The sequence below is a fragment of the Streptomyces sp. NPDC097619 genome (genome assembly GCF_040302735.1).
Taxonomy (GTDB): domain Bacteria; phylum Actinomycetota; class Actinomycetes; order Streptomycetales; family Streptomycetaceae; genus Streptomyces.
The window spans coordinates 46,000-69,539 of record NZ_JBEOSD010000025.1; the positions used below are offsets into that span (position 1 = coordinate 46,000).

The following is a 23,540-nucleotide window of genomic DNA, read 5'->3' on the forward strand; positions in this document are numbered from 1 at the left end:
CGCATGGCACGTTGTGAAGTCTGCGGAAACGACTACGGGATGTCCTTCGAGGTGCACGCGCAGGGCGCGGTGCACGTCTTCGACTGCTTCTCCTGCGCCATCCACCGGATGGCGCCCATCTGCGAGCACTGCCGGGTGCAGATCATCGGCCAGGGGGTCGAGGTCGAGGGGCACTGGTACTGCGGGGGACACTGCGCCCGCGCGGAAGGGAAGGCGGGGATCGTCGACCGCGTCTGAGTCTCCCGAACGAAACCGATCGGCGGCGTCCGGCGGGCCCGAGGGCCCCGGGCGCCGTCGCCGTGTCACCACCACCACCTCCCCGGGCGCGGCCCGCGTCGGGGCGCGGCCCGTGTCGTGTCCCATGGGAACGTGACCCGTGACACCGCAATGTCACGTGTGAACCCCCGATGTACCCGGATCCCCACCCGGCCCGCCCGGCCCGCTCGCCTTTCCCCGCCCCCCGAGAAGGGACCCCGGCGCCGCGCCGCGCACCGGGCCCGGTACCGTCGTGGCGTGTACCGCTTTGTACTGACCCGGCAGTGGGTGTGCCTCACCCTCCTCGCCCTCCTGCTCATCCCCGCGATGACCAAGCTGGGCTTCTGGCAGTTCCACCGCCATGAGCACCGGGTCGCACAGAACTCGCTGATCGCGAACAGCCTGGAGTCGGCCCCGGTGCCGGTCACCGAGCTGACCTCGCCCGGGCACGAGGTCCCGCGCTCGGACTGGTGGCGGGCGGTCACGGCCACCGGCCGCTTCGACACCACCCACGAGGTGGTGGTGCGGATGCGGACCTCCGCAGACGAGCGCCCCGGATTCCACGTGCTGACCCCGCTGCTCCTGGACGACGGTCGGGCCGTGCTGGTCAACCGCGGCTGGGTGCCGAGCGGCACCGACGCCCGGGCCTACCCGACGGTTCCGAAGCCGCCCACCGGCGAGGTCACGGTGACGGGCCGGCTCAAGGCGGACGAGACCACCGAGGACAGCGGGATCAAGAACCGCCGGGGCCTGCCGGACCGCCAGGTCATGCTCATCAACAGCGAGCAGCAGGCGGCGGCCCTGAAGCGGCCGGTGCTCGGCGGCTACGTGGAACTGACCGCGCCGGTGCCCTCCTCGGGCAGCCCGGAGCCGGTCCCGGAGCCCGACCACGACTCCATCGGCGCGCACATGGCCTACGCCATCCAGTGGTGGATCTTCGCCGGAGCGGTACCGGTGGGCTGGGTGGTGCTGGTGCGCCGGGAGAAGCGGGACCGCGAGGAGGACGCCCGGCGGGCCGCCGCCGCGGCGGCCGGGGACGGCTCCGGCGACGGGGCGGGCACGGACGCGGAGGCCGGCGTCCCGGCCTGAGGCATCCTCGCCGGCCCCTCCCGGGGCCGCCCCTTCCGGGCCACCGCATCGCACCGCACCGGACCGCCCCACCCCGAGGACTCGCGCCGGGAGACCCCGCGCGGCACGGGGCCGGGCGGCGGGTGACGACCCGTCGGGGCCGGTTAGCGTAGGCGCATGGATCTCGGACTGAAGGACCGTGTGTACGTCGTCACCGGAGCCACCCGCGGGCTGGGCTTCGCCGCGGCGCGGGAACTGGCCGCCGACGGGGCGAAGGTGGTGCTGACCGGGCGGGACCCGGAGCGGGTCGCGGCCGCTGCGGCCGCCCTCGGCCCGACCGCCGTCGGGGTGGTCGCCGACAACGCCGACCCGGAGGCCGCCACCGCCCTGATCGCCGCGGCCCGCGAGCACTTCGGCCGCTTCGACGGCGTGCTCGTCAGCGTGGGCGGACCGGCCCCCGGCTTCGCCGCCGACAACACCGACGAACAGTGGACGGCCGCCTTCTCCACGGTCTTCCTGGGCGCGGTCCGGCTGGCCCGGACCGCCGCCGCGGAGCTCGGCCGGGGCGGGGTCATCGGCTTCGTGCTCTCGGCCTCGGTCCACGAGCCGATCCCGGGCCTGACCATCTCCAACGGGCTGCGGCCCGGCCTGGCCGGGTTCGCGAAGTCCCTCGCGGACGAGCTGGGGCCGCGCGGCATCCGCGTGGTCGGCCTGCTGCCCTCCCGGATCGACACCGACCGGGTCCGCGAACTGGACGCCCTGGGCGGGGACGCGGAAGCCGCCCGCGCCGCCAACGAGGCGCGGATCCCCCTGCGCCGCTACGGCTCCCCGGAGGAGTTCGGCAAGACCGCGGCCTTCCTGCTCTCCCCCGCCGCCTCCTACCTCACCGGGGTCATGCTCCCGGTGGACGGCGGGGCCCGGCACGGATTCTGAGGGCGTCCGGTCCGGCGGGACGCGCTCCCGCCGGACCGGTCAGTTCACCCGCTGCGCGTGGTGGGCGACCACCCGGAGCCGGGCCTCGGCGGGGAGTTCCGTCAGCCCGACGGAGGCCCGGGCGCGGGCCAGGACCCCGCCCTCCAGTGCCGCCACCGCGTCGGCGGGCACCGCGTGCGGCTCCAGGACCAGCCGCAGCCGCACCTCGGGGGCCTCGCGCCGGCCGTGCAGGGTCACCCGGGCCTGCGCCACTCCGTCCAGGGCGGCGGCCTCCTCGGTGAGGGCGGCCTCCAGGGCCCGGCCGCGCAGCAGCGCCCCGGCCCCGTCGCCGGTGTCGACCAGCACCACGGACAGCCGGGACCGGCGCACCTGCGCGAGCAGCCACCACAGGGCGAGCAGCACCAGCAGGGCCAGCGCGGCCAGGACCACCGGCCACCACCAGCCGTGGTCCGACCAGCGGTGCCGGTCCGCCGCGCTGAGCAGCACGTCCCCGCGGCCCGTGTACGGGGGCAGGCCCGCCAACAGCACGGTGCCGGCGCCGAGCAGGACCGACCCCACGAGGGCGAGCAGGGTCCGGTTGACCGTCCCGAGCACGGCCGTCACCCCTTTCCGGTGAGTCGGGTGACCCGGACCTGTGGGCGCGGGGGCCGCGCCAGGCCGAGTTCGTCCACCGCCACGGCCAGGACCTCCGTCAGGTCCTCCCGGACCTCGTCCAGCTCCCGGAAGTGCGAGACGGCGCGGACCCCGACGCGATGCCGGCCCATGGAGACCCGTACGGAGCGGACCCCGGAGACCTCCATGGCCCGGTCCCGGATCACCAGCGCGGCGGCCCGGCGGGTCAGTCCGGCGCGCAGTTCTCCGCCGCCCGCCATCGGCAGCAGGGAGCGGAGCCCCGGGGCGAAGGCGAGGAAGAGCAGGAGCGCGCCGAGGAGCAGGAGCAGGACGGCGCCCGCGAGCACGGACGGGTCGTCCAGGGTGTGGTGTTCCAGCCGTTCGGCGAGGCTCCGTCGCCAGTGCATGCCGGGGCGGTGGGCGCGGACGGCGGCGACGTCGTAGAGGAACGGCGCGGAGACGGCGAGCACCGCGAGGGCGGTGAGGGCCGCGGGCAGCCGGCGCGGGGAGCGGAACCGGGCGGCGGGCCGGTCCGGGAGCACCGGGACGGGTGCCGCGCCGGAGCCGCCCGCCTCGGGCGGGCCGGGGGGCGGGCCCGCGGGGGCCGGGTCGGGCGCCGGATCCGTGGTGTCCCCGGCGGCGGCGGGCCCGGTCACCGGAGGCCGCCGCGTCCGGAGGCGGGCCGCGGGGCCGGGTGCAGCCGCTCCACCTCGATGTCCACTTCGGGGACGGCCATGCCGGCGAGTTCCTCGACCCGTCCGGTGACCCGGCTGCGGACGGCCGCGCAGCGGGCCCCGAGGTCCGTGGGGTAGTCGAGTTCGAGGCTGATGCGGACCCGGGCGATGTCGTGGTGGACCGTCACGGTGGCGTGCGGGGCCGCGCCGCCGGCGGGCGGGGTCCCCACCGCTTCCCGGGCGGCCTGGGCGGCGATCCGGGCCACGACCCGGTCCGCGATCCGGGTGGCGCCGCGCTCCGCGGCCGGGATCCGGGAGGCCCGGGAGCCGCGCCCGGGGCCGGGCCGGACGGGGTCCGGCACGTCCGGGTCCGGCAGGTCCGGATCCCGCTCGGGGACCGGGCCGGGGCCCGGCGGCTCCGCCGCGGTCCGCCCGTCCCCCGGTGCGGGGGTCACCGGCGCCGGTCCTCGCGGGGCCGGAACAGGTCGCCCGGTTCGAGGTCCCCGTCGAAGAACCTGCCGAGGACGAACCCGATCGCGCCCAGGGCCGCCACCAGCAGGAAGGCCCCGAATCCGCCGAAGTAGGCGGCGAACCCCAGTGCCATGCCGGCGAGCAGGCCGGTCTGTGCCATCGTCATCGCGCGCTCCCTCGCCCTCCGTCCGGACCGTTACTGGAGCCGGCTCTCCGGCTCGCCCTCGTCCGGGTCGTCCGGCAGCTTCACGTCGGTGACGGCGATGTTGACCTCGACCACTTCGAGGCCCGCCATCCGTTCCACTGCCGAGACGACGTTCTCACGGACCGCCCGGGCCACCTCGCGGATCGACACGCCGTAGTCGACGACGATCTCCAGGTCGAGGGCGGTCTGGACCTCGCCCACCTCGGCCTTGACCCCGCGGGTCACCGACCGGCTGCCGCCGCCGGGGACCCGGTCGCGGACCGCCCCGAGGGTGCGGGCCAGGCCGCTGCCCAGGGCGTGGACGCCGATCACCTCGCGGGCCGCCAGGCCGGCGATCTTCTCCACCACCCCGTCGGCGATGGAGGTCCGGCCGCGCTCCGACGGCGGGGGGACCTGGCCCGTGGGCTTGCCAGTGGGGATCTTGCCTGTGTCGCTCTCGCTCATCGTCTGCGTCCCTTCGGGCCGGCCGGAATCCCTGTCCACCGTAAGCGCCAGGCTCCTTCCCGGCGCGGCGCCCGGACATGCGCGTCCCGCCCCGGCCGAGGGGCCGGGGCGGGACGGTGGACGCGGGCGAGCCTTCCGCCCGCGCGGACGGAACCGCAGGTCGGAGGGGGTGTGGCCCGGGGATGGGGTCAGTCGGAGAGGCCCGCGAGATCGCGCAGGCGGCGGGCCTGGGAGGCCCGTTCGGCGGCTCGCTGCTCCTCGTACGAGCGGGTGGTGGCGCCGCGCAGGAGGGTCTTCGTCTCGATGACGGCGTCCCGGGGGGCGGCCAGCAGGGCGGCGGTGAGGTCCTTGACGGCGTCGTCGAGTTCGGCGCCCGGTACGACCAGGTTGGCGAGGCCGATGCGTTCGGCCTCCTCCGCCTGGACGAAGCGGCCGGTCACGCAGATCTCCAGGGCGCGGGCGTAGCCCACGAGGGAGACGAGCGGGTGGGTTCCGGTGAGGTCCGGCACCAGGCCCAGGCTGGTCTCGCGCATGGCGAAGCGCACGTCGTCGGCGACGACGCGCAGGTCGCAGGCGAGGGCGAGCTGGAAGCCCGCCCCGATGGCATGCCCCTGCACCGCGGCGACGGTGATGAGGTCGCTCCGTCGCCACCAGGTGAAAGCCTCCTGGTAATCGGCGATGGTGGCGTCCAGTCGCGCGTCCTCGGAGCGCGCCAGATCCAGGAAGGACGGCTCTCCCTCGAAGCCCTCGGGGGTGAACCCCTGGCGGTCGAGCCCTGCGGAGAAGGACTGGCCCTCACCGTTCAGGACGACGACCCGCACGGTGCCCGGAAGCGACCGCCCGGCCTCCGTCAACGCCCTCCAGAGCGCGGGGGACTGGGCGTTGCGCTTGGCCGGATTGGTCAGTGTCACCGTGGCGACCGTGTCTTCGACGGTGAGCCGTACGCCGTCCTTGTCGAGCAGAGCCATCGATGCCTCCGGAGAGCAGTCGAATGAGAAGTGACTGCACAGTAACCACCCAGTCGGCCGGATGGCCGACCGGGGGTCACGAAGGCCGTGACGGCGGTGTGGTTCTCGGCCGGGCCCAGGTCAGGCCGAGGCCGCCTTCTTACCGCGGGTCGCGCCACCGCGACCGCGCAGTGTGACTCCGGACTCGCTGAGCATCCGGTGGACGAATCCGTAGGAGCGGCCGGTTTCCTCGGCCAGCGCCCGGATGCTCGAACCGGAGTCGTACTTTCGCTTCAGGTCTGCCGCGAGCTTGTCGCGCGCGACGCCGGTCACCCGGCTGCCCTTCTTCAGAGTCTCGGCCACCCGTGCCTCCTCGTGGGAAGTGCGCTCTGGTGCTTCTCATGATCACCCCTCCCGGCCTTCCTGGCCACCCATTCGGCAAGGTCGGATCGCGGGCAATTTTCTTCCGTTCCGCTTCCGCTGCCCCCCGGCGACCTTCGCGACGGGTGAACGGGCAGGTCAGAGCGGTGTGACGGGGAACACGCAACCCCGGCCGCGCCCCGAGATGCGGTGCTGGTCGCTGGGGGCCGTTGTACAGGATGCAGCGGTACGAGACGGGCTCACTCAGATGATGGATCACCGATGAGCCGAATGATCGGGAAGCCGGGCCGCGTCCCGGCCGGAAACCGGTCGGCGGGCCGGATCACGCCCCCGACCAGGGCCGGAAGGGGGCGGTCGGGGCTCAGGCCAGGGCCACGAGGTCCTTGTAGTCGGGTCCCCAGAGGTCCTCGACGCCGTCCGGGAGCAGGATGATCCGCTCCGGTTCCAGGGCGTCCACGGCGCCCTCGTCGTGGGTGACGAGGATGACGGCGCCCTTGTAGGTGCGCAGGGCCCCGAGGATCTCCTCGCGGCTGGCGGGGTCGAGGTTGTTGGTGGGCTCGTCGAGGAGGAGGACGTTGGCGGAGGAGACCACGAGGGTGGCGAGGGCCAGTCGGGTCTTCTCGCCGCCGGAGAGCACGCCCGCGGGCTTGTCCACGTCGTCGCCGGAGAACAGGAAGGAGCCCAGGGTCTTGCGGACGTCGACGAGGTCGAGGTCGGGGGCGGCGGAGCGCATGTTCTCCAGGACGGTGCGCTCCGGGTCCAGGGTCTCGTGCTCCTGGGCGTAGTAGCCGAGCTTGAGGCCGTGGCCGGGGGTGACCTCGCCGGTGTCGGGCTTCTCCGCGCCGGCGAGGAGCCGGAGCAGGGTGGTCTTGCCCGCGCCGTTGAGGCCGAGGATGACCACGCGGGAGCCCTTGTCGATGGCCAGGTCGACGTCGGTGAAGATCTCCAGGGAGCCGTAGGACTTGGAGAGGCCCTCGGCGGTGAGCGGGGTCTTGCCGCAGGGGGCCGGGTCCGGGAAGCGGAGCTTGGCGACCTTGTCGGAGACGCGGACGGCGTCCAGGCCGGCGAGCAGGCGGTCGGCGCGCTTGGCCATGTTCTGGGCGGCGACGGTCTTGGTGGCCTTGGCGCGCATCTTGTCGGCCTGCGAGTTGAGGGCCGCGGCCTTCTTCTCGGCGTTCTGGCGCTCGCGCTTGCGGCGCTTCTCGTCGGCCTCGCGCTGCTGCTGGTAGAGCTTCCAGCCCATGTTGTAGACGTCGATCACGGAGCGGTTGGCGTCCAGGTAGAACACCTTGTTGACCACCGTCTCGACCAGGTCCACGTCGTGGGAGATCACGATGAACCCGCCGCGGTAGGTCTTGAGGTAGTCGCGGAGCCAGACGATGGAGTCGGCGTCGAGGTGGTTCGTGGGCTCGTCGAGGAGGAGGGTGTCGGCGTCCGAGAAGAGGATCCGGGCCAGCTCGACGCGGCGGCGCTGGCCGCCGGAGAGGGTGTGCAGGGGCTGGCCGAGGACGCGGTCGGGCAGGCCGAGGGCGGCCGAGATGGTGGCGGCCTCGGACTCGGCGGCGTACCCGCCCTTGGTGAGGAACTCGGTCTCCTGGCGCTCGTACTGGCGCAGTGCCTTCTCGCGGGTGGCGCCGGAGCCGTTGGCGATGCGGTCCTCGTTGGCGCGCATCTTCTTGATGAGCACGTCGAGGCCGCGGGCGGAGAGGATCCGGTCGCGGGCGAGGATGTCGAGGTCGCCGGTGCGCGGGTCCTGCGGCAGGTAGCCGACCTCACCGGAGCGGGTGATGGTGCCGGCGGCGGGCTGGCCCTCGCCCGCGAGGCACTTGGTGAGGGTGGTCTTGCCCGCGCCGTTGCGGCCGACGAGGCCGATGCGGTCGCCCTTGGCGACGCGGAAGGAGGCGGACTCGATCAGGATGCGGGCGCCGGCGCGCAGCTCGATGCCGGTGGCGGTGATCACGGAGGACTCCAGGGCGGTATGGACGGCGGAAGGACGGCGCTGCTCGCGCCGTGAGGGCTGGTCGCGTTGCTTCGACGCCGCTAATGCGCAAGGAGATGTGACATGCCCACCAGTCTAACGGCGGTACGGGACTGGGTCCGGGGGCTGTGAGTGGCCTCACCCGGGAGCCCGTTGCCCAGGGGGCGGCGGTGCGGGCTGAGCCGACCGAGGGCGTCCACGGCGACCAGGGTGTCGGTCCAGGGGGCGTCGGGGTCGGCGCAGGGGCGGGCGAGGAGGAGGACGGCGCCGATCCTGGCCTGCCGGGTCGGGTCGTGGACGCAGCCCTCGCGCGCGGTGAGCACCCAGCGGAGGTCGCCGTCGGCGGTGCGGTAGGCGGAGACGTGCCGGGGGGTGATCACGGCGAGCATCCGGCCGGCCGGGTCGAGGGGCTGGAGGGCGCCGGTGGGGCGGTCGGGCAGGGCAGGTACGGCGCGGTGCCAGCGGACGGTGCCGGTGGGGGTGGTGTCGGTGACGAGGCCGTCGTCCCAGAGGGTGAAGGCGTGGCCGGGGACGGCGCGGAGGTCGAGGGGGCGGCTGCCCTCGCGGCGGTAGGTCCAGGCAGGGCGGCCGGTGCCGGGGCGGCGGGCCTCGACGGCGGGGCCGGCGAGCCGGGGCACGGGCTCCGCGGCGGCGGCCGGGGCCGGGGGGCCGGGGTGGGGGGTGATGCGGTCGCCGTAGGGCGCGGGGTCCGGGTGTCGGGCGGCGGTCTGCGCGAGGGGGACGGCGGCCAGGGCCGCGAGGGCCGCCCCGAGGAGGGGCAGGACGAGCCGGGTGCCGGGTCGGGCGGAGGTGTTCGGCGCAGGGCTCACGGGTCGGGGAGCGTAGCGGGGGCGGGGGCCGGTGGTGGGGGCGGCGGGGCCGAGGGTCCCCCGTTCGGCCCTCGTCCGGCGCCGTACGGGGGGTGGGCGTACCAGGATGGAGGGGCCGGGTGCCGCGTCCGGCGCGTGCGGACCGACGAGGACGGTGCGGGATGCAGTTCGATGACGACGCCAATCTGGACACCTCCGAGGTCAAGGACGTGCGGGGCAGCCGCATCCCGGGGGGCAGGGCCACCATCGGCGGGGGCATCGCGGGTCTGATCGCGCTGGTGATGGGCCTGCTGTTCGGGGTGGGTCCGGACCAGCTGGGGCTGTCCTCCGGGCCGGACGAGCCCGCGGCGACGTCCTCCTCGGCGGCGCAGGTGCAGACGGCCTGCCGGACGGGGCAGGACGCGAACACCCGGGAGGACTGCCGGATCGTGGCGGTGGTCAACAGTGCGCAGGACTTCTGGCGGCAGGAGTTCACCCGCCGCGGCGGGACGTACTCGCCCGCGCAGACGGTGTTCTTCACCGGGCGGGTGGGGACGGCCTGCGGTTCGGCCACCTCGGCGGTGGGGCCCTTCTACTGTCCGGCGGACCGGAAGGTCTACCTGGACCTGGGGTTCTTCGACGAGCTGCGGACGAAGTTCGGGGCGACGGGCGGGCCGTTCGCGCAGGCGTACGTGGTGGCGCACGAGTACGGGCACCACATCCAGAACCTGACCGGCACCCTGCAGAAGGCGCAGGACGGGCGGCAGGGCGCGGACAGCAACGCGGTGAAGGTGGAGCTCCAGGCGGACTGCTACGCGGGGGTGTGGGCGCACAACGCCACCCGGACCCCGGACGAGTCCACCGGGCGGCCGCTGATCACGAAGCTGACGGACGAGGACATCAAGGACGGGCTGAGCGCGGCCGCGGCGGTGGGCGACGACCGGATCCAGGAGAAGTTCCAGGGGCGGGTGACCCCGGAGAGCTGGACGCACGGTTCGGCGCAGCAGCGGCAGCAGTGGTTCTACCAGGGGTACCGGACGGGCGACATGGCCCAGTGCAACACCTTCCGGTGACGGTCGCCCGGGCCTGCCATGCTGTGGCCCGGATCACAGGCACGGCTTGGAGAGGGAAGTGATGGCCATGGCGGGCTCACCGTCCATCTGTCCGACGCTGCTGTACGCGGACGCGAAGGCGGCCGTCCAGCAGCTGACGGAGGCGTTCGGCTTCACGCGGGTCGCGGTGTACGAGGGCGAGGACGGCAGCGTGACGCACGCGGAGCTGGCGTACGGCAACGGGGTGGTGATGTTGGGCAGCAAGGGCCGGGGCGGGGCCTTCGACACGGTGATGGCGGGGGCGGGACCGACGGGGGTGTACGTGGTGGTGGAGGACGTGGACGCGCACCACGCGCGGGCGGTGGAGCACGGGGTGGAGGTGGTGATGCCGCCCACCGACCAGGACTACGGCTCGCGGGACTGGATGGGGCGGGACGCGGAGGGGAACGTCTGGAGCTTCGGCACCTACGCCCCGGCGGTCTGAGGCCGCCGCCCGCGCCCCCGCCCCCGCTCCCCCGGGGCCTTCCGGCCCCGGGGCGGGGCGGTCATTCGCCGCCGGTGTGCACCTGGAAGGCGGCCCGGCGGACGGCCTTGGCGAGGGCCGGGTCGGGGTGGGCGGCGGCGAGGGCGATCAGGACCTGCACAGTGCGGGGGTGTCCGACCGCGCGGACCTCGTCGAGGAGGCGGGGGACGGTGGTGCGGACCGCCGCGTCGAGGTGGCGGACCAGGACGTCGGCCTCGCCGTGGTCGGCGACCGCGGCCGCGGTGTCCACCCACAGCCAGGTGGCCTCCTCGCGGGTGAGGACCTCCTGGGCCTCCTCCGGGTCGGCCCCGTCGTGCTCGGCGAGCCAGAGCAGGGCGTAGGGGCGCAGTCCCGGATCATCGGCGGCGGCGCGGACCTCGGGTTCGGCGGGGGCGCCGACCACCCGCAGGGCCTCGAAGGCGAGGCCGCGGACGAGGGCGTCCTCGCCGCGGGCGGCCTGGAGGAGCTCGGTGACGGCACTGCCGACGGTGCGGGCCGCCAGCCAGGCGCGGTACTCGGCACGTGCGGGGCCGGGGGTGAGCCGGGCGCAGCCGCGGAGCATGGCGGCGGCGGACTGTTCGATGTTCCCGGCGGGGCTCTGGGCGGCCACGCAGATCTGTTCCAGCTTGACCCAGACCGCCCAGCTGCCGAGGGGGGTGAGGGTGGCGCGGGCCGGGCCGAGGACGAGGGCGTCCACGGCGCCGAGGCAGCCGAGGGCCCAGCGGAGCAGGCGGGAGAGGGTGGCGGGGTCGGCGGCGGGGCCGTCCTCGGTGGCGCCCTCGTAGGGGACCTCGCAGCGTTCCTCGCGGAGTTCGGCCACGCGCTGGCCGAGCATGTCGAGGAGGGCGGGCACGGTGACGGGGCCCGCCGAGAGCTGGAGCCAGGAGAGCAGCTGGGGCATGGCCTCGACCACCTCGGCCACGGCGGCGGGGTCGACGCCGTCGGGGGCGGGGTGGATCAGGGACCAGGCGTCGAAGACGGCCACCCAGCCGCGCAGGACGGCGGAGTCGTCGCGGTCCCAGGCGCGCAGGCGCCAGCCGGGGCGGGCGTGGCCGCCGTGCACCTCGACGAGTCCGGAGAGGCGGGCCCGGTCCCAGCCGACGCGGATCTGGCCGGGGGTCAGGCCCAGGGCGGTCGCGGCCCGTTCGGCCTCGTCCCCGGAGAGGAGGGGGCTGGGGCAGGGGGGTTCGCCGGGGCCGCCGCCGTACTGCCGCTCGGCCCAGCGGGCCAGGCGGGCGGCGTCGGAGAGTGAGGCCCGGGCCCGGGCGGCGAGTTCGGCCGTGCCGGGGGTGCCCTCGGGCGGCCGGGGGGCCGGACGGGGTCGCCGGTTCGCCACGGCCGTTCTTGCCGTGGCGATGGAGCGCGGGGAGACCAGCCGGAGTCTGGAGTCGCGAGCCAACTGCTCATCAGGCTTTCGGGACGTCACAGGGAGCAGTCTCGCCCGTCCCCCGCCGAAAGCCCAAACGGAATGGGTCGTTACTGCCGGTGGCGGACGGGACGGATCGGGACGAACCGGTATTTCGGCACCTATCGACGGAGGAGGTCGCGGCTCACATGAGGGGGGTGAGGAAGCGGCGCAGGGCCTCTTCGTACCGGTCGGGGGCGGCGTTCCACATGGCTCCGTGCGGGGCGTCGGGAACGGTGTGCAGGGTGATCAGGTCCGGCCGGGCGGCGGCGAGCCGGCGGGAGAGGTCCCAGGGGGCCAGGGTGTCCCCGGGACCGTGGAACATCAGGACGGGCACCTCGGGGATCTCGGGGACGCCCGGGGCTCCCGGGGCTCCCGGAACTCCGGGGGCGCGGGTGCCGCGGAGTCCGGCCCGGCCCTCGGCGGCCCGGACGGCCAGCGGCAGGAGCGGAGCGGGTACGCCGCGGGCGGCGGCCAGGGCGCGCAGGGTCAGGTGCCAGTCGAGGACCGGCGAGTCCAGGACCAGCCCGGCGATCCGGGCGGCCAGGGCGGAGCGGGAGGCGGCGTGCAGGGCCATGGCGGCCCCGGTGGACCAGCCGTGCAGGACCACCCGCTCGGCGCCGTAGCGGACCGCGTAGCGGAGGGCGGCGTCGAGGTCGCGCCATTCCGATTCGCCGAGGTGGCCGAGGCCGTCGGGGGAGGCGGGGGCGCCGAGGTCGTTGCGGTAGGCGAGGGAGAGCACGGGGAGCCGGTGTCGGTGCAGGAAGGGCATCAGGTTCATGGGGTGCTCGCGGGTGGCGCCGAGTCCGTGGACGGCGATCACCCAGGTGGTGCGGGCGCCGGGCAGGAACCAGGCGGGCAGCGGGCCGAGCTCGCCGGGGACGTCCACGTCGGCGTGGTCGAGCCCGAGGGCGGAGCGGGGGTCGCCGACGTACAGCCGGGGGGTGAGGCGGACCCGGGTGCCGGGGTCGAGGCGGCCGTGGCTGACCCGGACCAGCCGGCGGACCACGGTGTCGGGGGCGTGCGGGACGCCGTCGAGGACCGGTCCGACGACGGCGTGCACGCCGGGGGCGTCCAGTCCGTAGGTGCCGGGCCGGAGCGAGGCCAGGGAGCGGGTGAGGGTGACGTGGCCGTCGCCCGCGGCGTGGACGCTGAGCCGGGGGCCGCCGGGGAGGGGGCGGCCGGGGGCGGGCCGCAGGGCGGCGTCGCCGGCGTACCGGCCGGCCGCGACGGCCGCGACGGCCGCCGCCCCGGCTCCCAGGAGCGTGGTGACGGCCGCTGCCGTCGCTGTAGCGGTGCGCACGGCACCAGTGTCGGGCGGGGTGGGCGGGGCGGCCACCGGGGAGATCGTCGGGGCCCGGCCGGTGGGGGCCGGGCGGGTGGGCGCCCGGGAGGGTGACAAGGATCTCGCCGGTGGCGGCCCGCAGGCCCGCGGAGCCGGTCGCGGAGGTTCCGCTTGCATTCCGTTTACCCGCCTCCGACCTGCACGAATGCGGAGGAACAGGAGAGAATCGGTCAGTACCGGGGGGACTGCCTCCGATCCGGTACACCGCTCCGCCCGACCCAGTTCATCTTCCGTTCACCCAGGTTGCCTACGGTCGCCGAGCCACTGACCTCAAACAGAAGCCTGGGTAAATGGAGCACATAACGCTTCTCCTCGGGATCGTGATCGTTACCGCTCTCGTCTTCGACTTCACGAACGGTTTCCACGACACCGCCAACGCGATGGCCACCACCATCTCGACTGGCGCTCTCAAGCCCAAGACGGCGGTGGCCATGTCCGCCGTGCTCAACCTCGTCGGCGCTTTCCTGTCCGTGGAGGTGGCCAGGACCATCTCCAAGGGTCTGGTCAACGAGGAGGGCATCCAGCCCGAAGTGATCTACGCCGCGCTCGTCGGCGCGATCCTGTGGAACCTGGTCACCTGGCTGGTCGGTCTGCCCTCCAGCTCCTCGCACGCCCTGATGGGCGGCCTGGTCGGTGCGGCCGTCGCGTCCGCCGGTCTCGGCGCCGTCAACGGCGGCACCCTGGTCACCAAGGTCCTGATCCCGGCCATCGCGGCCCCGCTCGTGGCGGGCATCGCCTCGATGCTGGCGGCGAAGATGACGTACAAGCTCGGCGGGAAGGTCGGCGAGAAGACCTCCGCCAAGGGCTACCGCGCCGGTCAGATCGCCTCGGCCGGTCTGGTCTCCCTCGCGCACGGCACCAACGACGCGCAGAAGACCATGGGCATCATCACCCTGGCCCTGGTCGCCGGTGGCGCCCTGCACCCGGACGCCAACCCGCCGGTGTGGGTCATCGTCTCGGCCGGTGTGGCCATCGCCCTGGGCACCTACCTCGGTGGCTGGCGCATCATCCGCACCATGGGCAAGGGCCTGACGGACCTCCAGCCGCAGCAGGGCTTCGCGGCCCAGACCTCGGCCGCGAGCGTCATCCTGGCCTCCTCCCACCTGGGCTTCTCCCTCTCCACCACGCACGCCTGCTCCGGCGCCGTGATGGGTGCCGGCCTCGGCCGCAAGGGCGGTGTGGTCCGCTGGTCCACCGCCACCCGGATGTTCGCCGCGTGGGGTCTGACCCTGCCCGCCGCCGCCCTGGTCTCGGCCCTCGCCGAGCTGGTCATGCGGACCGGTGACATCGGCATCGCCGCCGTGACCGTCTTCCTCGTGGGCTCCTGCTTCGCCATCTGGAAGATCTCCCGCCGTGAGGTCGTCGACCACAACAACGTGAACGCGACCGACACGGACGAGGCTCCCGGCGTGGTCACCACGGCCATCGCGGCGGTCACCCCGCCCCCGGCCGGCACCACCGCCGCGGTCTCCGACGAGGAGCTCAAGGCCACCATCCCGGCCCCGCACCAGGACCCCGCGGCTCCGGCGGCCCCGGCCGCCACGGTCTGACCGCCGCACCAGAACAGAGGATCAGCAGCATGAAGATCGATTGGGCAGCCCTCGGCTCCGTCTTCGGAGTCAGCCTCACGGCCACCGTGGTCCTGGTCACCCTCTTCGTCCTCGGCCTCGTCGGCCTCTCCAAGCACGAGGCCGCGACCGAGCAGGGCGGCAGCGCCACCCTGGCCCGCGGCGCCGCCTACGGAGCCTTCGCGCTCTGCGCGGCGGCCGTGTCGTACGGCATCTACCTGATCGTCGCCTGACGACCCCGAAAGCTCCCCCGGGCCGACCGCCCGGGGGAGCTTTCGCGTACCCGGGCCCCGGGACGGCGGCCCGGCGAGCCGGGGCCCGCGTCCCGGTGTGGGGCTGCGCACACTGTCCCGTCGCAGGTCAACGGCGAGTTGACGGGCCGTCTCGGTGCGTGGTGGACTGCCCGGGCCATAGCGGCGGCAGGAGAGGAAGTCCGGTGCGAATCCGGCGCGGTCCCGCCACTGTCACCGGGGAGCTCTCCCCCACCGTGCGTCACGGCCCTCCGGGGCGGGAAGGCCGGGGGAAGCGCCGATCCGGGAGCCAGGAGACTCTCACCGCCGGTCACGTCGAACCAGGGCGCGGACCCTGAGTGAGGACATACCTGCCATGCGTGCCGACCGCGTGTTCGCGTACGGCGCGGCGGCCGGGCTGGTCGCCGACCGGATCCTCGGGGATCCGCGCCGCGGACACCCCGTCGCCGCCTTCGGACGGGCCGCCGCCGCCGTCGAGCGCTCCCTGTGGACCGCCCGCCCCGATACCCAACGCGCCCGCGGGGTCCTGCACACCGCGGTCTGCGTGGGCGGCGCCGCCGCCGTGGGGGCACTGGCCGCCGCGGCCGTCCGCCGGGGCCCCGCCCCGCTGCGGATCGCCCTGACCGCCGCCGCCACCTGGGCCGTCGTGGGCGGCACCTCCCTGGGCCGCGAGGCCCGCGCCATCGGCGCCGCCCTGGACTCCGGGGACATCGCCGCCGCCCGGGCCCGGCTGCCCCACCTGTGCGGCCGCGACCCGCACTCCCTGGACGCGCGGCAGATCGCCCGCGCGGTGGTGGAGTCCGTGGCCGAGAACACCTCCGACGCCGTCGTCGGCGCCCTGGTGTGGGGGGCCGTCGGCGGAGTGCCCGGCCTGCTCGCCTTCCGCGCCGTGAACACCCTCGACGCCATGGTCGGCCACCGTTCCCCCCGCCACCTGCGCTACGGCTGGGCCTCCGCCCGCCTCGACGACGTGGCCGGCTGGCCGGGGGCCCGGCTGACGGCCGCCGCCGCCGTGCTCGCCGGCCCGGACCGCCGGGGGGCGGCCCGGGCCTGGAAGGCCGACGCCGGCGCGCACCCCAGCCCCAACGCCGGACCCGTGGAAGCCGCCTTCGCGGGCGCCCTGGGCGTCCGGATGGGCGGCACGCTCTCCTACGCCGGCCGGACCGAACACCGGCCGGTGCTCAACGGTGCGGGCCGCCCGGCCGGCACCGCCGACATCGCACGGGCGGTACGGCTCTCCCGACAGGTGACCTGGCTCGCGCTGGGCGCCTGCGCGGCGGGCCGGACCCTCGTCTCCGGGGCGCTCGCCGCCCGGGCAGGGAAGGGACTCCGATGAGCGGCACCCGACGGGGCGGCGGCCTGCTGGTCGCCGGGACGACCTCCGACGCGGGCAAGAGCGTGGTCACGGCCGGGATCTGCCGCTGGCTGGTCCGCCGGGGTGTGAAGGTCGCGCCGTTCAAGGCGCAGAACATGTCCCTGAACTCCTTCGTGACCCGCGAGGGCGCCGAGATCGGCCGGGCCCAGGCCATGCAGGCGCAGGCCGCCCGGGTGGAGCCCACCGCGCTGATGAACCCGGTCCTGCTCAAGCCCGGCAGCGACCGCAGCAGCCAGGTGGTGCTGCTGGGGAAGCCCGTCGGCGAGATGAGCGCCCGCGGCTACCACGGCGGCCGCCAGGAACAGCTGCTCGGCGTGGTGACGGACTGCCTGGAGCGGCTGCGGGGCGAGTACGACGCAGTGATCTGCGAGGGCGCGGGCAGCCCCGCCGAGATCAACCTGCGCCGCACCGACATCGTGAACATGGGCATCGCGCGGGCCGCGGACTTCCCCGTGGTCGTGGTCGGCGACATCGACCGGGGCGGCGTCTTCGCCTCCTTCTTCGGCACCACCGCCCTCCTCTCCGAGCGGGACCAGGCCCTCGTCGCGGGCTACCTGGTGAACAAGTTCCGCGGGGACGTGTCCCTGCTGGAGCCCGGCCTGGAGATGCTGCGCTCGCTGACCGGCCGGGCCACCTTCGGGGTGCTGCCGTACCGGCACGGGCTCGGCATCGACGAGGAGGACGGACTGCGCGTCTCGATGCGCGGCACGGTCCGCGAGTCCGTCGTCGCCCCGCCCGTCGGCGAGGACGTGCTGCGGGTCGCGGTGTGCGCGGTCCCCCTGATGTCCAACTTCACCGACGTGGACGCGCTGGCCGCCGAACCCGGCGTGATCGTGCGGTTCGTGGACCGGCCCGAGGAGCTGGCCGACGCCGACCTGGCGGTGGTCCCCGGCACCCGGGGCACCGTGAAGGCCCTGGAGTGGCTGCGCGAGCGCGGCCTCGCGGCGGCCCTGGCGCGGCGGGCCGCCGAGGGCCGCCCCGTCCTCGGGATCTGCGGCGGCTTCCAGCTCCTCGGCGAACGCATCGAGGACGAGGTGGAATCCCGGGCGGGCACCGTGGCGGGCCTGGGGCTCCTTCCGGTGCGGGTCCGGTTCCACCCCGAGAAGACCCTGGCCCGGCCCGTCGGTTCGGCCCTCGGCGAGACCGTCGAGGGGTACGAGATCCACCACGGGGTCGCCGACGTCCTCGGCGGCGACCCCTTCCTCGACGGCTGCCGGGTCGGCGAGGTGTGGGGCACCCACTGGCACGGCTCGCTGGAGTCGGACGGCTTCCGCCGCGCCTTCCTCACCGAGGTGGCCCGGGCCGCCGGCCGCCGCTTCGTGCCCGCCCCCGACACCTCCTTCGGCACCCTGCGCGAGGAACAGCTCGACGCCCTCGGCGACCTGATCGAGGAACACGCCGACACCGCCGCCCTGCTGCGGCTGATCGAGGACGGCGCCCCGGCGGGGCTGCCGTTCGTACCGCCGGGGGCGCCGTGACCGGGCCCTCCGTCCCGCACCGCCCGGCCGCCGCGGTCCCCGCCGGCCGGTCCCGTACCGCCGTTCCGCTCGAAGGAGTGAGGAAGTCTTGAGTACGCCCTTTCCGTTCACCGCGGTGGTCGGCCAGGACGATCTGCGACTGGCCCTGCTGCTCAACGCCGTGAGCCCGGCCGTCGGCGGGGTGCTGGTCCGCGGGGAGAAGGGAACGGCCAAGTCCACGGCCGTGCGCGCCCTGACCTCGCTGCTGCCGGCCGTGGACGTGGTGCCCGGCTGCCGGTTCTCCTGCGCCCCCGGCGCCCCCGACCCGGGCTGCCCGGACGGCCCCCACGGGGCCGACCGCGGCGAGGACCGGCCCGCGCGGATGGTCGAACTCCCCGTCGGGGCCTCCGAGGACCGCCTGGTCGGTGCCCTCGACATCGAACGGGCCCTCGCCGACGGCGTGAAGTCCTTCGAGCCCGGACTGCTCGCCGACGCCCACCGCGGCATCCTCTACGTGGACGAGGTCAACCTCCTCCACGACCACCTCGTGGACGTCCTCCTCGACGCCGCCGCGATGGGCTCCTCCTACGTGGAGCGGGAGGGCGTCTCCGTCCGGCACGCGGCCCGCTTCCTGCTCGTCGGCACCATGAACCCGGAGGAGGGCGAGCTGCGCCCGCAGCTCCTCGACCGGTTCGGCCTGACCGTCGAGGTCGCGGCCTCCCGGGTGCCGGAGCAGCGGGTCGAGGTGGTCCGGCGCCGCCTGGCGTACGACGCCGACCCCGTCTCCTTCGCGGAGCGTTGGGCCGGGGACGAGGCCGCCGTGCGCGAGCGCGTGACCGCGGCCCGCGCCCTGCTCCCCCGGGTGGTCCTCGGGGACACGGCGCTGCTGCGGATCGCCGCCTGCTGCGCCGGCTTCGAGGTGGACGGCATGCGCGCGGACATCGTGATGGCGCGGACCGCGACGGCGCTGGCCGCCTGGGCGGGCCGGACCGAGGTCCGCAAGGAGGACGTCCGGCAGGCCGCCCTGCTGGCCCTGCCGCACCGCCGCCGCCGCAACCCCTTCGACGCCCCCGGCCTGGACGAGGAACTGCTCGACCGGATCCTGGACGGCTTCCCCGACGAGGACCCCGAACCGGAGCCGGAGCCGGAGGGTCCCGGGGACGACGGGCCCGAGGGCGGACCCGACGGTGGACCCGACGGCGGACCCGGCGGGATCCCCCCGCAGGGCGGCGCCCCGGACGCCCCCGAAGCCCCGGACCCGGCCGACGACCCCGCCGCGCAGGACCCGGCCGCGCCCGAGCCCGAGCCCGAGCCGGCGGAGTCCGCCCCGCGGGCGGGTCAGGACGGGCCGGCACCCGAACAGGCCGCCGTACGCGCCTCCGCCACCTTCCGCACCAAGGTCCTCAGCGTGCCCGGTCTGGGCGAGGGCGCCTCGGGCCGGCGCTCCCGGGCCCGTACCGCGCACGGCCGGACCACCGGATCGCACCGCCTCCGCGGCCGGCTGACCAAGCTGCACCTGGCCGCGACCGTGCAGGCGGCGGCCCCGCACCAGCGGGCCCGCGGCCGGTCCGGGCCGGGCCTGGTGCTGCGCCGGGACGACCTCCGGCAGGCGGCCCGCGAGGGCCGGGAGGGCAACCTCGTGCTGTTCGTCGTGGACGCCTCCGGGTCGATGGCGGCCCGGCAGCGGATGGGAGCGGTCAAGGGCGCCGTCCTGTCCCTGCTGCTGGACGCCTACCAGCGCCGCGACAAGGTCGGCCTGATCACCTTCCGGGGCGGCTCCGCGGAGCTGGCCCTGCCGCCCACCTCCTCGGTGGACGCGGCGGCGGCCCGCCTGGAGAAGCTGCCCACCGGCGGCCGCACCCCGCTGGCCGCGGGGCTGCTGAAGGCGCGCGAGGTGCTGCGGATCGAGCGGCTGCGGGACCCGTCCCGGCGGCCCCTGCTGGTCGTCGTCACCGACGGGCGGGCCACCTCCGGCCCCGACGCCCTCGGCCTGGCGGCCCGTTCGGCGCGGCTGCTGGCCGAGGAGGGCACCGCCTCCGTGGTCGTGGACTGCGAGACCGGGCCGGTGCGCCTGGGGCTCGCCGGCCGGCTGGCCGTCGACCTGCGCGGCACCGCGGTCACCCTCGACGGGCTGCGGGCCGACTCGATCGCCGGCCTGGTCAAGGACGTGCGCACGGCTTCGGACACCCACCACCACCTCAGGAGGGCCGCGTAATGCCCCAGGGACAGCCTTCCGTCGTCCCCGACGACGGACTCACCACCCGCCAGCGCCGCAACCGGCCGCTGGTGTTCGTCCACACCGGCCCCGGCAAGGGCAAGTCCACCGCCGCCTTCGGGCTGGCGCTGCGCGCCTGGAACCAGGGCTGGCCCATCGGGGTGTTCCAGTTCGTGAAGTCGGCCAAGTGGAAGGTCGGCGAGGAGAACGCCCTCAAGGCCCTCGGCGAGACCGGCAAGGGCGGGTCCGTGGTCTGGCACAAGATGGGCGAGGGCTGGTCCTGGGTGCAGCGGGACGCGCAGCTCGACAACGAGCAGGCCGCCCGGGAGGGCTGGGAGCAGGTCAAGCGGGACCTGGCCGCCGAGACCCACCGGCTGTACGTCCTCGACGAGTTCGCCTACCCGCTGCACTGGGGGTGGATCGACACCGCCGAGGTCATCGAGGTGCTGCGGAACCGCCCCGGGCAGCAGCACGTGGTGATCACCGGCCGCAACGCCCCCGCGGAGCTGGTGGAGTTCGCGGACCTGGTGACGGAGATGACGAAGGTGAAGCACCCGATGGACACCGGCCAGAAGGGCCAGAAGGGCATCGAGTGGTGAATCCCGCCGCGAGCGTCCCGCGCCTGGTGGTGGCCGCGCCCTCCTCGGGCAGCGGCAAGACCACGGTGGCCACCGGCCTGATGGCCGCGTTCACCGCGCGCGGGCTGGCCGTGTCCCCGCACAAGGCCGGCCCCGACTACATCGATCCGGGCTACCACGCCCTGGCCACCGGCCGGCCGGGCCGCAACCTCGACGCGTTCATGTGCGGCCCGGAGCTGGTGGCCCCGCTGTTCGCGCACGGGGCGGCCGGCTGCGACCTGGCGGTGGTCGAGGGGGTCATGGGCCTATACGACGGGGCCGCGGGCCGGGGCGAGCTGGCCTCCACCGCGCAGGTGGCGAAGCTGCTGCGGGCGCCGGTGGTGCTCGTGGTGGACGCCTCCTCGCAGTCCCGGTCGGTGGCGGCGCTGGCGCACGGCTTCGCCTCCTTCGATCCGCAGGTGCGGCTCGGCGGGGTGATCCTCAACAAGGTCGGTTCCGACCGGCACGAGGTCATGCTGCGGGAGGCGCTGGAGGAGGCCGGGATGCCGGTGCTGGGGGTGCTGCGGCGGGCCCCGCAGGTGGCGGCCCCGTCCCGGCACCTGGGGTTGGTGCCGGTCGCCGAGCGGCGGGCCGACGCGCTGGCCTCCGTACGGGCCCTGGAGGAACAGGTCCGGCAGGGCTGCGACCTGGAGGCGCTGTGGGCGCTGGCCCGGACCGCGCCGCCGCTGGACACGGAGGTCTGGTCCCCGGAGGCGGCCGTGGCCGCCGCCGCGGACCGGGAGGCCGCGACGGCCGGCGCGGGGGCCGGTGCCGGGTCCGCGTCCGGACCCGACGGCGGTGCGGCGCCCGCGGGCGGCCGGCCGGTGATCGCGGTCGCCGGCGGTCCCGCCTTCACCTTCTCCTACGCCGAGCACGCGGAACTGCTGCGGGCCGCCGGCGCCGAGGTCGTGCCCTTCGACCCGTTGCGCGAGGAGTCCCTGCCGGAGGGCACCGACGCCCTGGTGGTGGGCGGGGGATTCCCCGAGGTGTACGCCCCGGAGCTGGCCGCGAACGAGCCGCTGCGCAAGGCGGTCGCCGACCTGGCGGCGGCCGGGGCGCCGGTGGCCGCGGAGTGCGCGGGGCTGCTGTACCTGGCCCGGTCCCTGGACGGCCGGTCGATGTGCGGGGTCCTCGACGCGGAGGCCCGGATGTCGGAGCGGCTCACCCTGGGCTACCGGGAGGCGGTGGCGGTCTCCGACAGCCCCCTCGCGGCGGCCGGGACCCGGCTGCGCGGCCACGAGTTCCACCGCACGGTGGTCGAACCGGGCGCGGGCCCGGAGCCGGCCTGGGGGTTCGTGCACCCGGAGCGCCGGTTGGAGGGCTTCGTGCGGGGCGGGGTGCACGCCAGCTACCTGCACACGCACTGGGCGGCGGAGCCGTCGGTGGCCCGCCGGTTCGTGGCGGCGGCGCTGGCCCGGCGGGCGGACCGGCCGGGCGGGCCCGGGGCCTCCCGGTGAGCCGGTGACCCCGTGAGACCGGGCGTCGGTCCCGCCGGCTCATTCCGCGATGCCCACCACCAGCCAGATCCCGGCCACGCCGCCGACCGTGCAGAGCAGGGTGGACAGGGCGGGGTGATCGTGGTGGGCCTCGGGGAGGATCTCGGCGGCGGCGAGGTAGAGCAGGGCCCCGCCGAAGAAGCCGAGATAGGCCCCGAGGGGTTCCCTCGGAAGGGTGAAGAAGGCCGTGGAGGCCGCTCCCACGACGGGGGCGACGGCGTCCGCGAAGAGCATCGCGAGGGCCTTGCGGCGGGCGTTCCCGTAGAGGCTCGCGAGGGTGTACGTGTTGAACCCGTCGGCGAAGTCGTGGGTGATGACGGCGAGGGCGACGGCGGCCCCCATGCCGCCGCCGACCTGGAAGGCGGCTCCCAGGGCCACCCCGTCGGCGAGGCTGTGGCCGACCATCGCGGCGGCCGCGGTGAGGCCCACCTGCGGGGCCCGGCCGTCCCGGAGGGTGCCGGTCCCGGTGTCGGCGGCGCCGCCCGCGCTCCCGTCCCCGCCGCCGTGTCCGGCGTGCCGGACCGCCAGGAGGCGTTCCACCACGTGGGCCACGAGGAACCCGGCCACGAAGAGCAGCAGGGCGGCGGGTACTCCGAACACCTCGTCGCCCGCCGCTTCCAGGGCCTCCGGGAGCAGGTCGAGGCCGACCACGCCGAGCATCAGCCCGCCCGCGAGGCCCAGTACGAGGTGCCTGCGGTCGGTGACGCGCTGCGCCGTCCACCCGCCGGCCAGTGTCATGAGGAACGCGCCCAGCGCGACGATCACCGCCATGGGCCCCTGCATATCGATTGCGGGGCCCGCACGCACGCCCATCCCCCACGTTTCGGAAGGACGAACGGTTGACTGGATCGTCTGGGTCCCCCGGCCTCCCCGGCCAGGGGCCGGCCCCACAGGTGACCGGAGGCGCGGACCCCACCCGCGTCGTCGTCGGTGTCGGTGCCCGCGGCGGGGTGTCCGCCGAGGAGGTGTGCGCCCTGGTCGAGGGCGCGTTGCGGGGCGCCGGGCTGCCCCGAGCCGCGGTGACGGCCCTGGCCACCGTGGACGCCCGGAGCGCGGAGGCCGGACTCCTCGGGGCCGCCGAGCGCTTCGGGGTGCCGCTGCTGGGCTATCCGGCGGGGGTGCTGGCCGGGGTGCCGGTGCCGCATCCCTCGGCGCGGGTCCGGTCCGCGACCGGGACCCCTTCGGTGGCGGAGGCGGCGGCCCTGGCGGGCGGCGGCCGGCTGCTGGTGTCCAAGACGGTGTCGGCGCGGGCCACCTGCGCGGTGGCCACGGCCCCCGGCCCGGAGGCCCCCTCCCCCGCCGGTCCGGCCCCGGTCGCCGCGCCGGCCGCGGTGCCGGCCCCGGGGGCGGGGGCCGCGGCGGCGGGCGGGGCGGAGGGCGCCGCGCTGGTGGACCTCGCGGTGAAAGTGACCGGGCGATAGGACGACCGCACGGTGACGTGCTGACCCGAATCCCCGAT

Annotated in this window: 25 protein-coding genes and 1 riboswitch; of the genes, 13 read left to right on the top strand and 12 right to left on the bottom strand. The window is 75.5% G+C overall.

The features are described from left to right. The first annotated feature begins 3 nt into the window (after nt 1-3). The 3 genes from ABTZ17_RS10065 to ABTZ17_RS10075 all read left to right on the top strand — a co-directional run bounded on the left by ABTZ17_RS10065 (nt 4) and on the right by ABTZ17_RS10075 (nt 2,256). On the top strand, nt 4-237 hold the full coding sequence (locus ABTZ17_RS10065) for a metallothionein (protein WP_352195072.1): 234 nt from the start codon (nt 4-6) through the stop codon (nt 235-237). Between the two features lie 276 nt (nt 238-513). After that, nucleotides 514-1,344, top strand: coding sequence for an SURF1 family cytochrome oxidase biogenesis protein (locus ABTZ17_RS10070; RefSeq protein ID WP_352195073.1), 831 nt, complete (start codon nt 514-516; stop codon nt 1,342-1,344). Nucleotides 1,345-1,500: 156 nt separating this feature from the next. Further along, nucleotides 1,501-2,256: an SDR family oxidoreductase gene (locus tag ABTZ17_RS10075; protein WP_352195074.1), complete on the top strand. Its 756-nt coding sequence runs from the start codon at nt 1,501-1,503 to the stop codon at nt 2,254-2,256. Between the two features lie 39 nt (nt 2,257-2,295). On the opposite strand, the gene amaP is transcribed toward ABTZ17_RS10075, so the two are convergent. The 9 genes from amaP to ABTZ17_RS10120 all read right to left on the bottom strand — a co-directional run bounded on the left by amaP (nt 2,296) and on the right by ABTZ17_RS10120 (nt 8,798). Beyond that, on the bottom strand, nt 2,296-2,859 hold the full coding sequence (gene amaP / locus ABTZ17_RS10080; RefSeq protein ID WP_352195075.1) for an alkaline shock response membrane anchor protein AmaP: 564 nt from the start codon (nt 2,857-2,859) through the stop codon (nt 2,296-2,298). Beyond that, on the bottom strand, nt 2,856-3,524 hold the full coding sequence (locus ABTZ17_RS10085; protein ID WP_352195076.1) for a DUF6286 domain-containing protein: 669 nt from the start codon (nt 3,522-3,524) through the stop codon (nt 2,856-2,858). The genes amaP and ABTZ17_RS10085 overlap by 4 nt, the downstream gene beginning before the upstream one ends. Further along, nucleotides 3,521-3,904, bottom strand: coding sequence for an Asp23/Gls24 family envelope stress response protein (locus ABTZ17_RS10090; protein WP_352195098.1), 384 nt, complete (start codon nt 3,902-3,904; stop codon nt 3,521-3,523). Before ABTZ17_RS10090 ends, ABTZ17_RS10085 begins: the two co-directional genes overlap by 4 nt. An 89-nt stretch (nt 3,905-3,993) precedes the next feature. Next, entirely contained in the window at nt 3,994-4,179 is a 186-nt protein-coding gene (locus ABTZ17_RS10095) for a hypothetical protein (RefSeq protein ID WP_352195077.1), read from the bottom strand. A 30-nt stretch (nt 4,180-4,209) separates the two neighbouring features. Beyond that, the gene (locus ABTZ17_RS10100) at nt 4,210-4,662 is read right to left on the bottom strand and encodes an Asp23/Gls24 family envelope stress response protein (protein ID WP_352195078.1); all 453 of its coding nucleotides are present in this window, start codon (nt 4,660-4,662) and stop codon (nt 4,210-4,212) included. 188 nt (nt 4,663-4,850) lie between these two features. Beyond that, nucleotides 4,851-5,630: an enoyl-CoA hydratase/isomerase family protein gene (locus tag ABTZ17_RS10105; protein WP_352195079.1), complete on the bottom strand. Its 780-nt coding sequence runs from the start codon at nt 5,628-5,630 to the stop codon at nt 4,851-4,853. 120 nt (nt 5,631-5,750) lie between these two features. Further along, nucleotides 5,751-5,972 (bottom strand): helix-turn-helix domain-containing protein, encoded by a 222-nt coding sequence (locus tag ABTZ17_RS10110; RefSeq protein ID WP_352195080.1) that lies wholly within the window; start codon nt 5,970-5,972, stop codon nt 5,751-5,753. 379 nt (nt 5,973-6,351) lie between these two features. Then, on the bottom strand, nt 6,352-7,950 hold the full coding sequence (locus ABTZ17_RS10115) for an ABC-F family ATP-binding cassette domain-containing protein (protein ID WP_352195081.1): 1,599 nt from the start codon (nt 7,948-7,950) through the stop codon (nt 6,352-6,354). An 80-nt stretch (nt 7,951-8,030) separates the two neighbouring features. Further along, nucleotides 8,031-8,798 carry a hypothetical protein gene (locus tag ABTZ17_RS10120; protein ID WP_352195082.1) on the bottom strand — a complete coding sequence of 256 codons (768 nt, stop codon included), beginning with the start codon at nt 8,796-8,798 and terminating at the stop codon, nt 8,031-8,033. Nucleotides 8,799-8,959: 161 nt separating this feature from the next. Here ABTZ17_RS10120 and ypfJ point away from each other — a divergent pair, with 161 nt between their 5' ends. Both ypfJ and ABTZ17_RS10130 read left to right on the top strand, forming a co-directional pair. After that, entirely contained in the window at nt 8,960-9,850 is an 891-nt protein-coding gene (gene ypfJ / locus ABTZ17_RS10125) for a KPN_02809 family neutral zinc metallopeptidase (RefSeq protein ID WP_352195083.1), read from the top strand. A 67-nt stretch (nt 9,851-9,917) separates the two neighbouring features. Then, on the top strand, nt 9,918-10,313 hold the full coding sequence (locus ABTZ17_RS10130) for a VOC family protein (RefSeq protein WP_352195084.1): 396 nt from the start codon (nt 9,918-9,920) through the stop codon (nt 10,311-10,313). A gap of 61 nt (nt 10,314-10,374) precedes the next feature. Here the strand turns inward: ABTZ17_RS10130 and ABTZ17_RS10135 are convergent, their stop codons facing one another. Next, on the bottom strand, nt 10,375-11,688 hold the full coding sequence (locus tag ABTZ17_RS10135) for a hypothetical protein (RefSeq protein WP_352195085.1): 1,314 nt from the start codon (nt 11,686-11,688) through the stop codon (nt 10,375-10,377). 214 nt (nt 11,689-11,902) lie between these two features. Then, nucleotides 11,903-13,060: an alpha/beta hydrolase gene (locus tag ABTZ17_RS10140; protein ID WP_352195086.1), complete on the bottom strand. Its 1,158-nt coding sequence runs from the start codon at nt 13,058-13,060 to the stop codon at nt 11,903-11,905. Nucleotides 13,061-13,392: 332 nt separating this feature from the next. On the opposite strand from ABTZ17_RS10140, the gene ABTZ17_RS10145 reads away from it, so the two are divergent. The 7 genes from ABTZ17_RS10145 (at nt 13,393) to ABTZ17_RS10175 (ending at nt 22,042) form a co-directional block, all read left to right on the top strand. After that, nucleotides 13,393-14,652 (top strand): inorganic phosphate transporter, encoded by a 1,260-nt coding sequence (locus tag ABTZ17_RS10145; RefSeq protein ID WP_352195087.1) that lies wholly within the window; start codon nt 13,393-13,395, stop codon nt 14,650-14,652. A gap of 29 nt (nt 14,653-14,681) precedes the next feature. Next, a complete protein-coding gene (locus ABTZ17_RS10150) occupies nt 14,682-14,903 on the top strand; it encodes a hypothetical protein (RefSeq protein ID WP_352195088.1) in 222 nt (73 codons plus the stop codon). Nucleotides 14,904-15,096: 193 nt separating this feature from the next. Then, nucleotides 15,097-15,220, top strand: a riboswitch (cobalamin riboswitch). 56 nt (nt 15,221-15,276) lie between these two features. Beyond that, the gene (locus tag ABTZ17_RS10155) at nt 15,277-16,257 is read left to right on the top strand and encodes a cobalamin biosynthesis protein (protein ID WP_352195089.1); all 981 of its coding nucleotides are present in this window, start codon (nt 15,277-15,279) and stop codon (nt 16,255-16,257) included. Next, entirely contained in the window at nt 16,254-17,774 is a 1,521-nt protein-coding gene (locus tag ABTZ17_RS10160; RefSeq protein WP_352195090.1) for a cobyric acid synthase, read from the top strand. Before ABTZ17_RS10155 ends, ABTZ17_RS10160 begins: the two co-directional genes overlap by 4 nt. 88 nt (nt 17,775-17,862) lie before the next feature. Beyond that, nucleotides 17,863-19,968 (top strand): putative cobaltochelatase, encoded by a 2,106-nt coding sequence (locus tag ABTZ17_RS10165; protein WP_352195091.1) that lies wholly within the window; start codon nt 17,863-17,865, stop codon nt 19,966-19,968. Beyond that, nucleotides 19,968-20,567 (top strand): cob(I)yrinic acid a,c-diamide adenosyltransferase, encoded by a 600-nt coding sequence (gene cobO, locus ABTZ17_RS10170; protein ID WP_352195092.1) that lies wholly within the window; start codon nt 19,968-19,970, stop codon nt 20,565-20,567. Before ABTZ17_RS10165 ends, cobO begins: the two co-directional genes overlap by 1 nt. After that, complete coding sequence (locus tag ABTZ17_RS10175; protein ID WP_502994634.1) at nt 20,561-22,042, top strand: cobyrinic acid a,c-diamide synthase CobB; 1,482 nt, start codon at nt 20,561-20,563, stop codon at nt 22,040-22,042. Before cobO ends, ABTZ17_RS10175 begins: the two co-directional genes overlap by 7 nt. A gap of 39 nt (nt 22,043-22,081) precedes the next feature. On the opposite strand, the gene ABTZ17_RS10180 is transcribed toward ABTZ17_RS10175, so the two are convergent. Beyond that, complete coding sequence (locus tag ABTZ17_RS10180) at nt 22,082-22,852, bottom strand: ZIP family metal transporter (RefSeq protein WP_352195093.1); 771 nt, start codon at nt 22,850-22,852, stop codon at nt 22,082-22,084. A gap of 122 nt (nt 22,853-22,974) precedes the next feature. On the opposite strand from ABTZ17_RS10180, the gene ABTZ17_RS10185 reads away from it, so the two are divergent. Then, complete coding sequence (locus tag ABTZ17_RS10185; protein WP_352195094.1) at nt 22,975-23,502, top strand: cobalamin biosynthesis protein; 528 nt, start codon at nt 22,975-22,977, stop codon at nt 23,500-23,502. Nucleotides 23,503-23,540 lie beyond the last annotated feature (38 nt).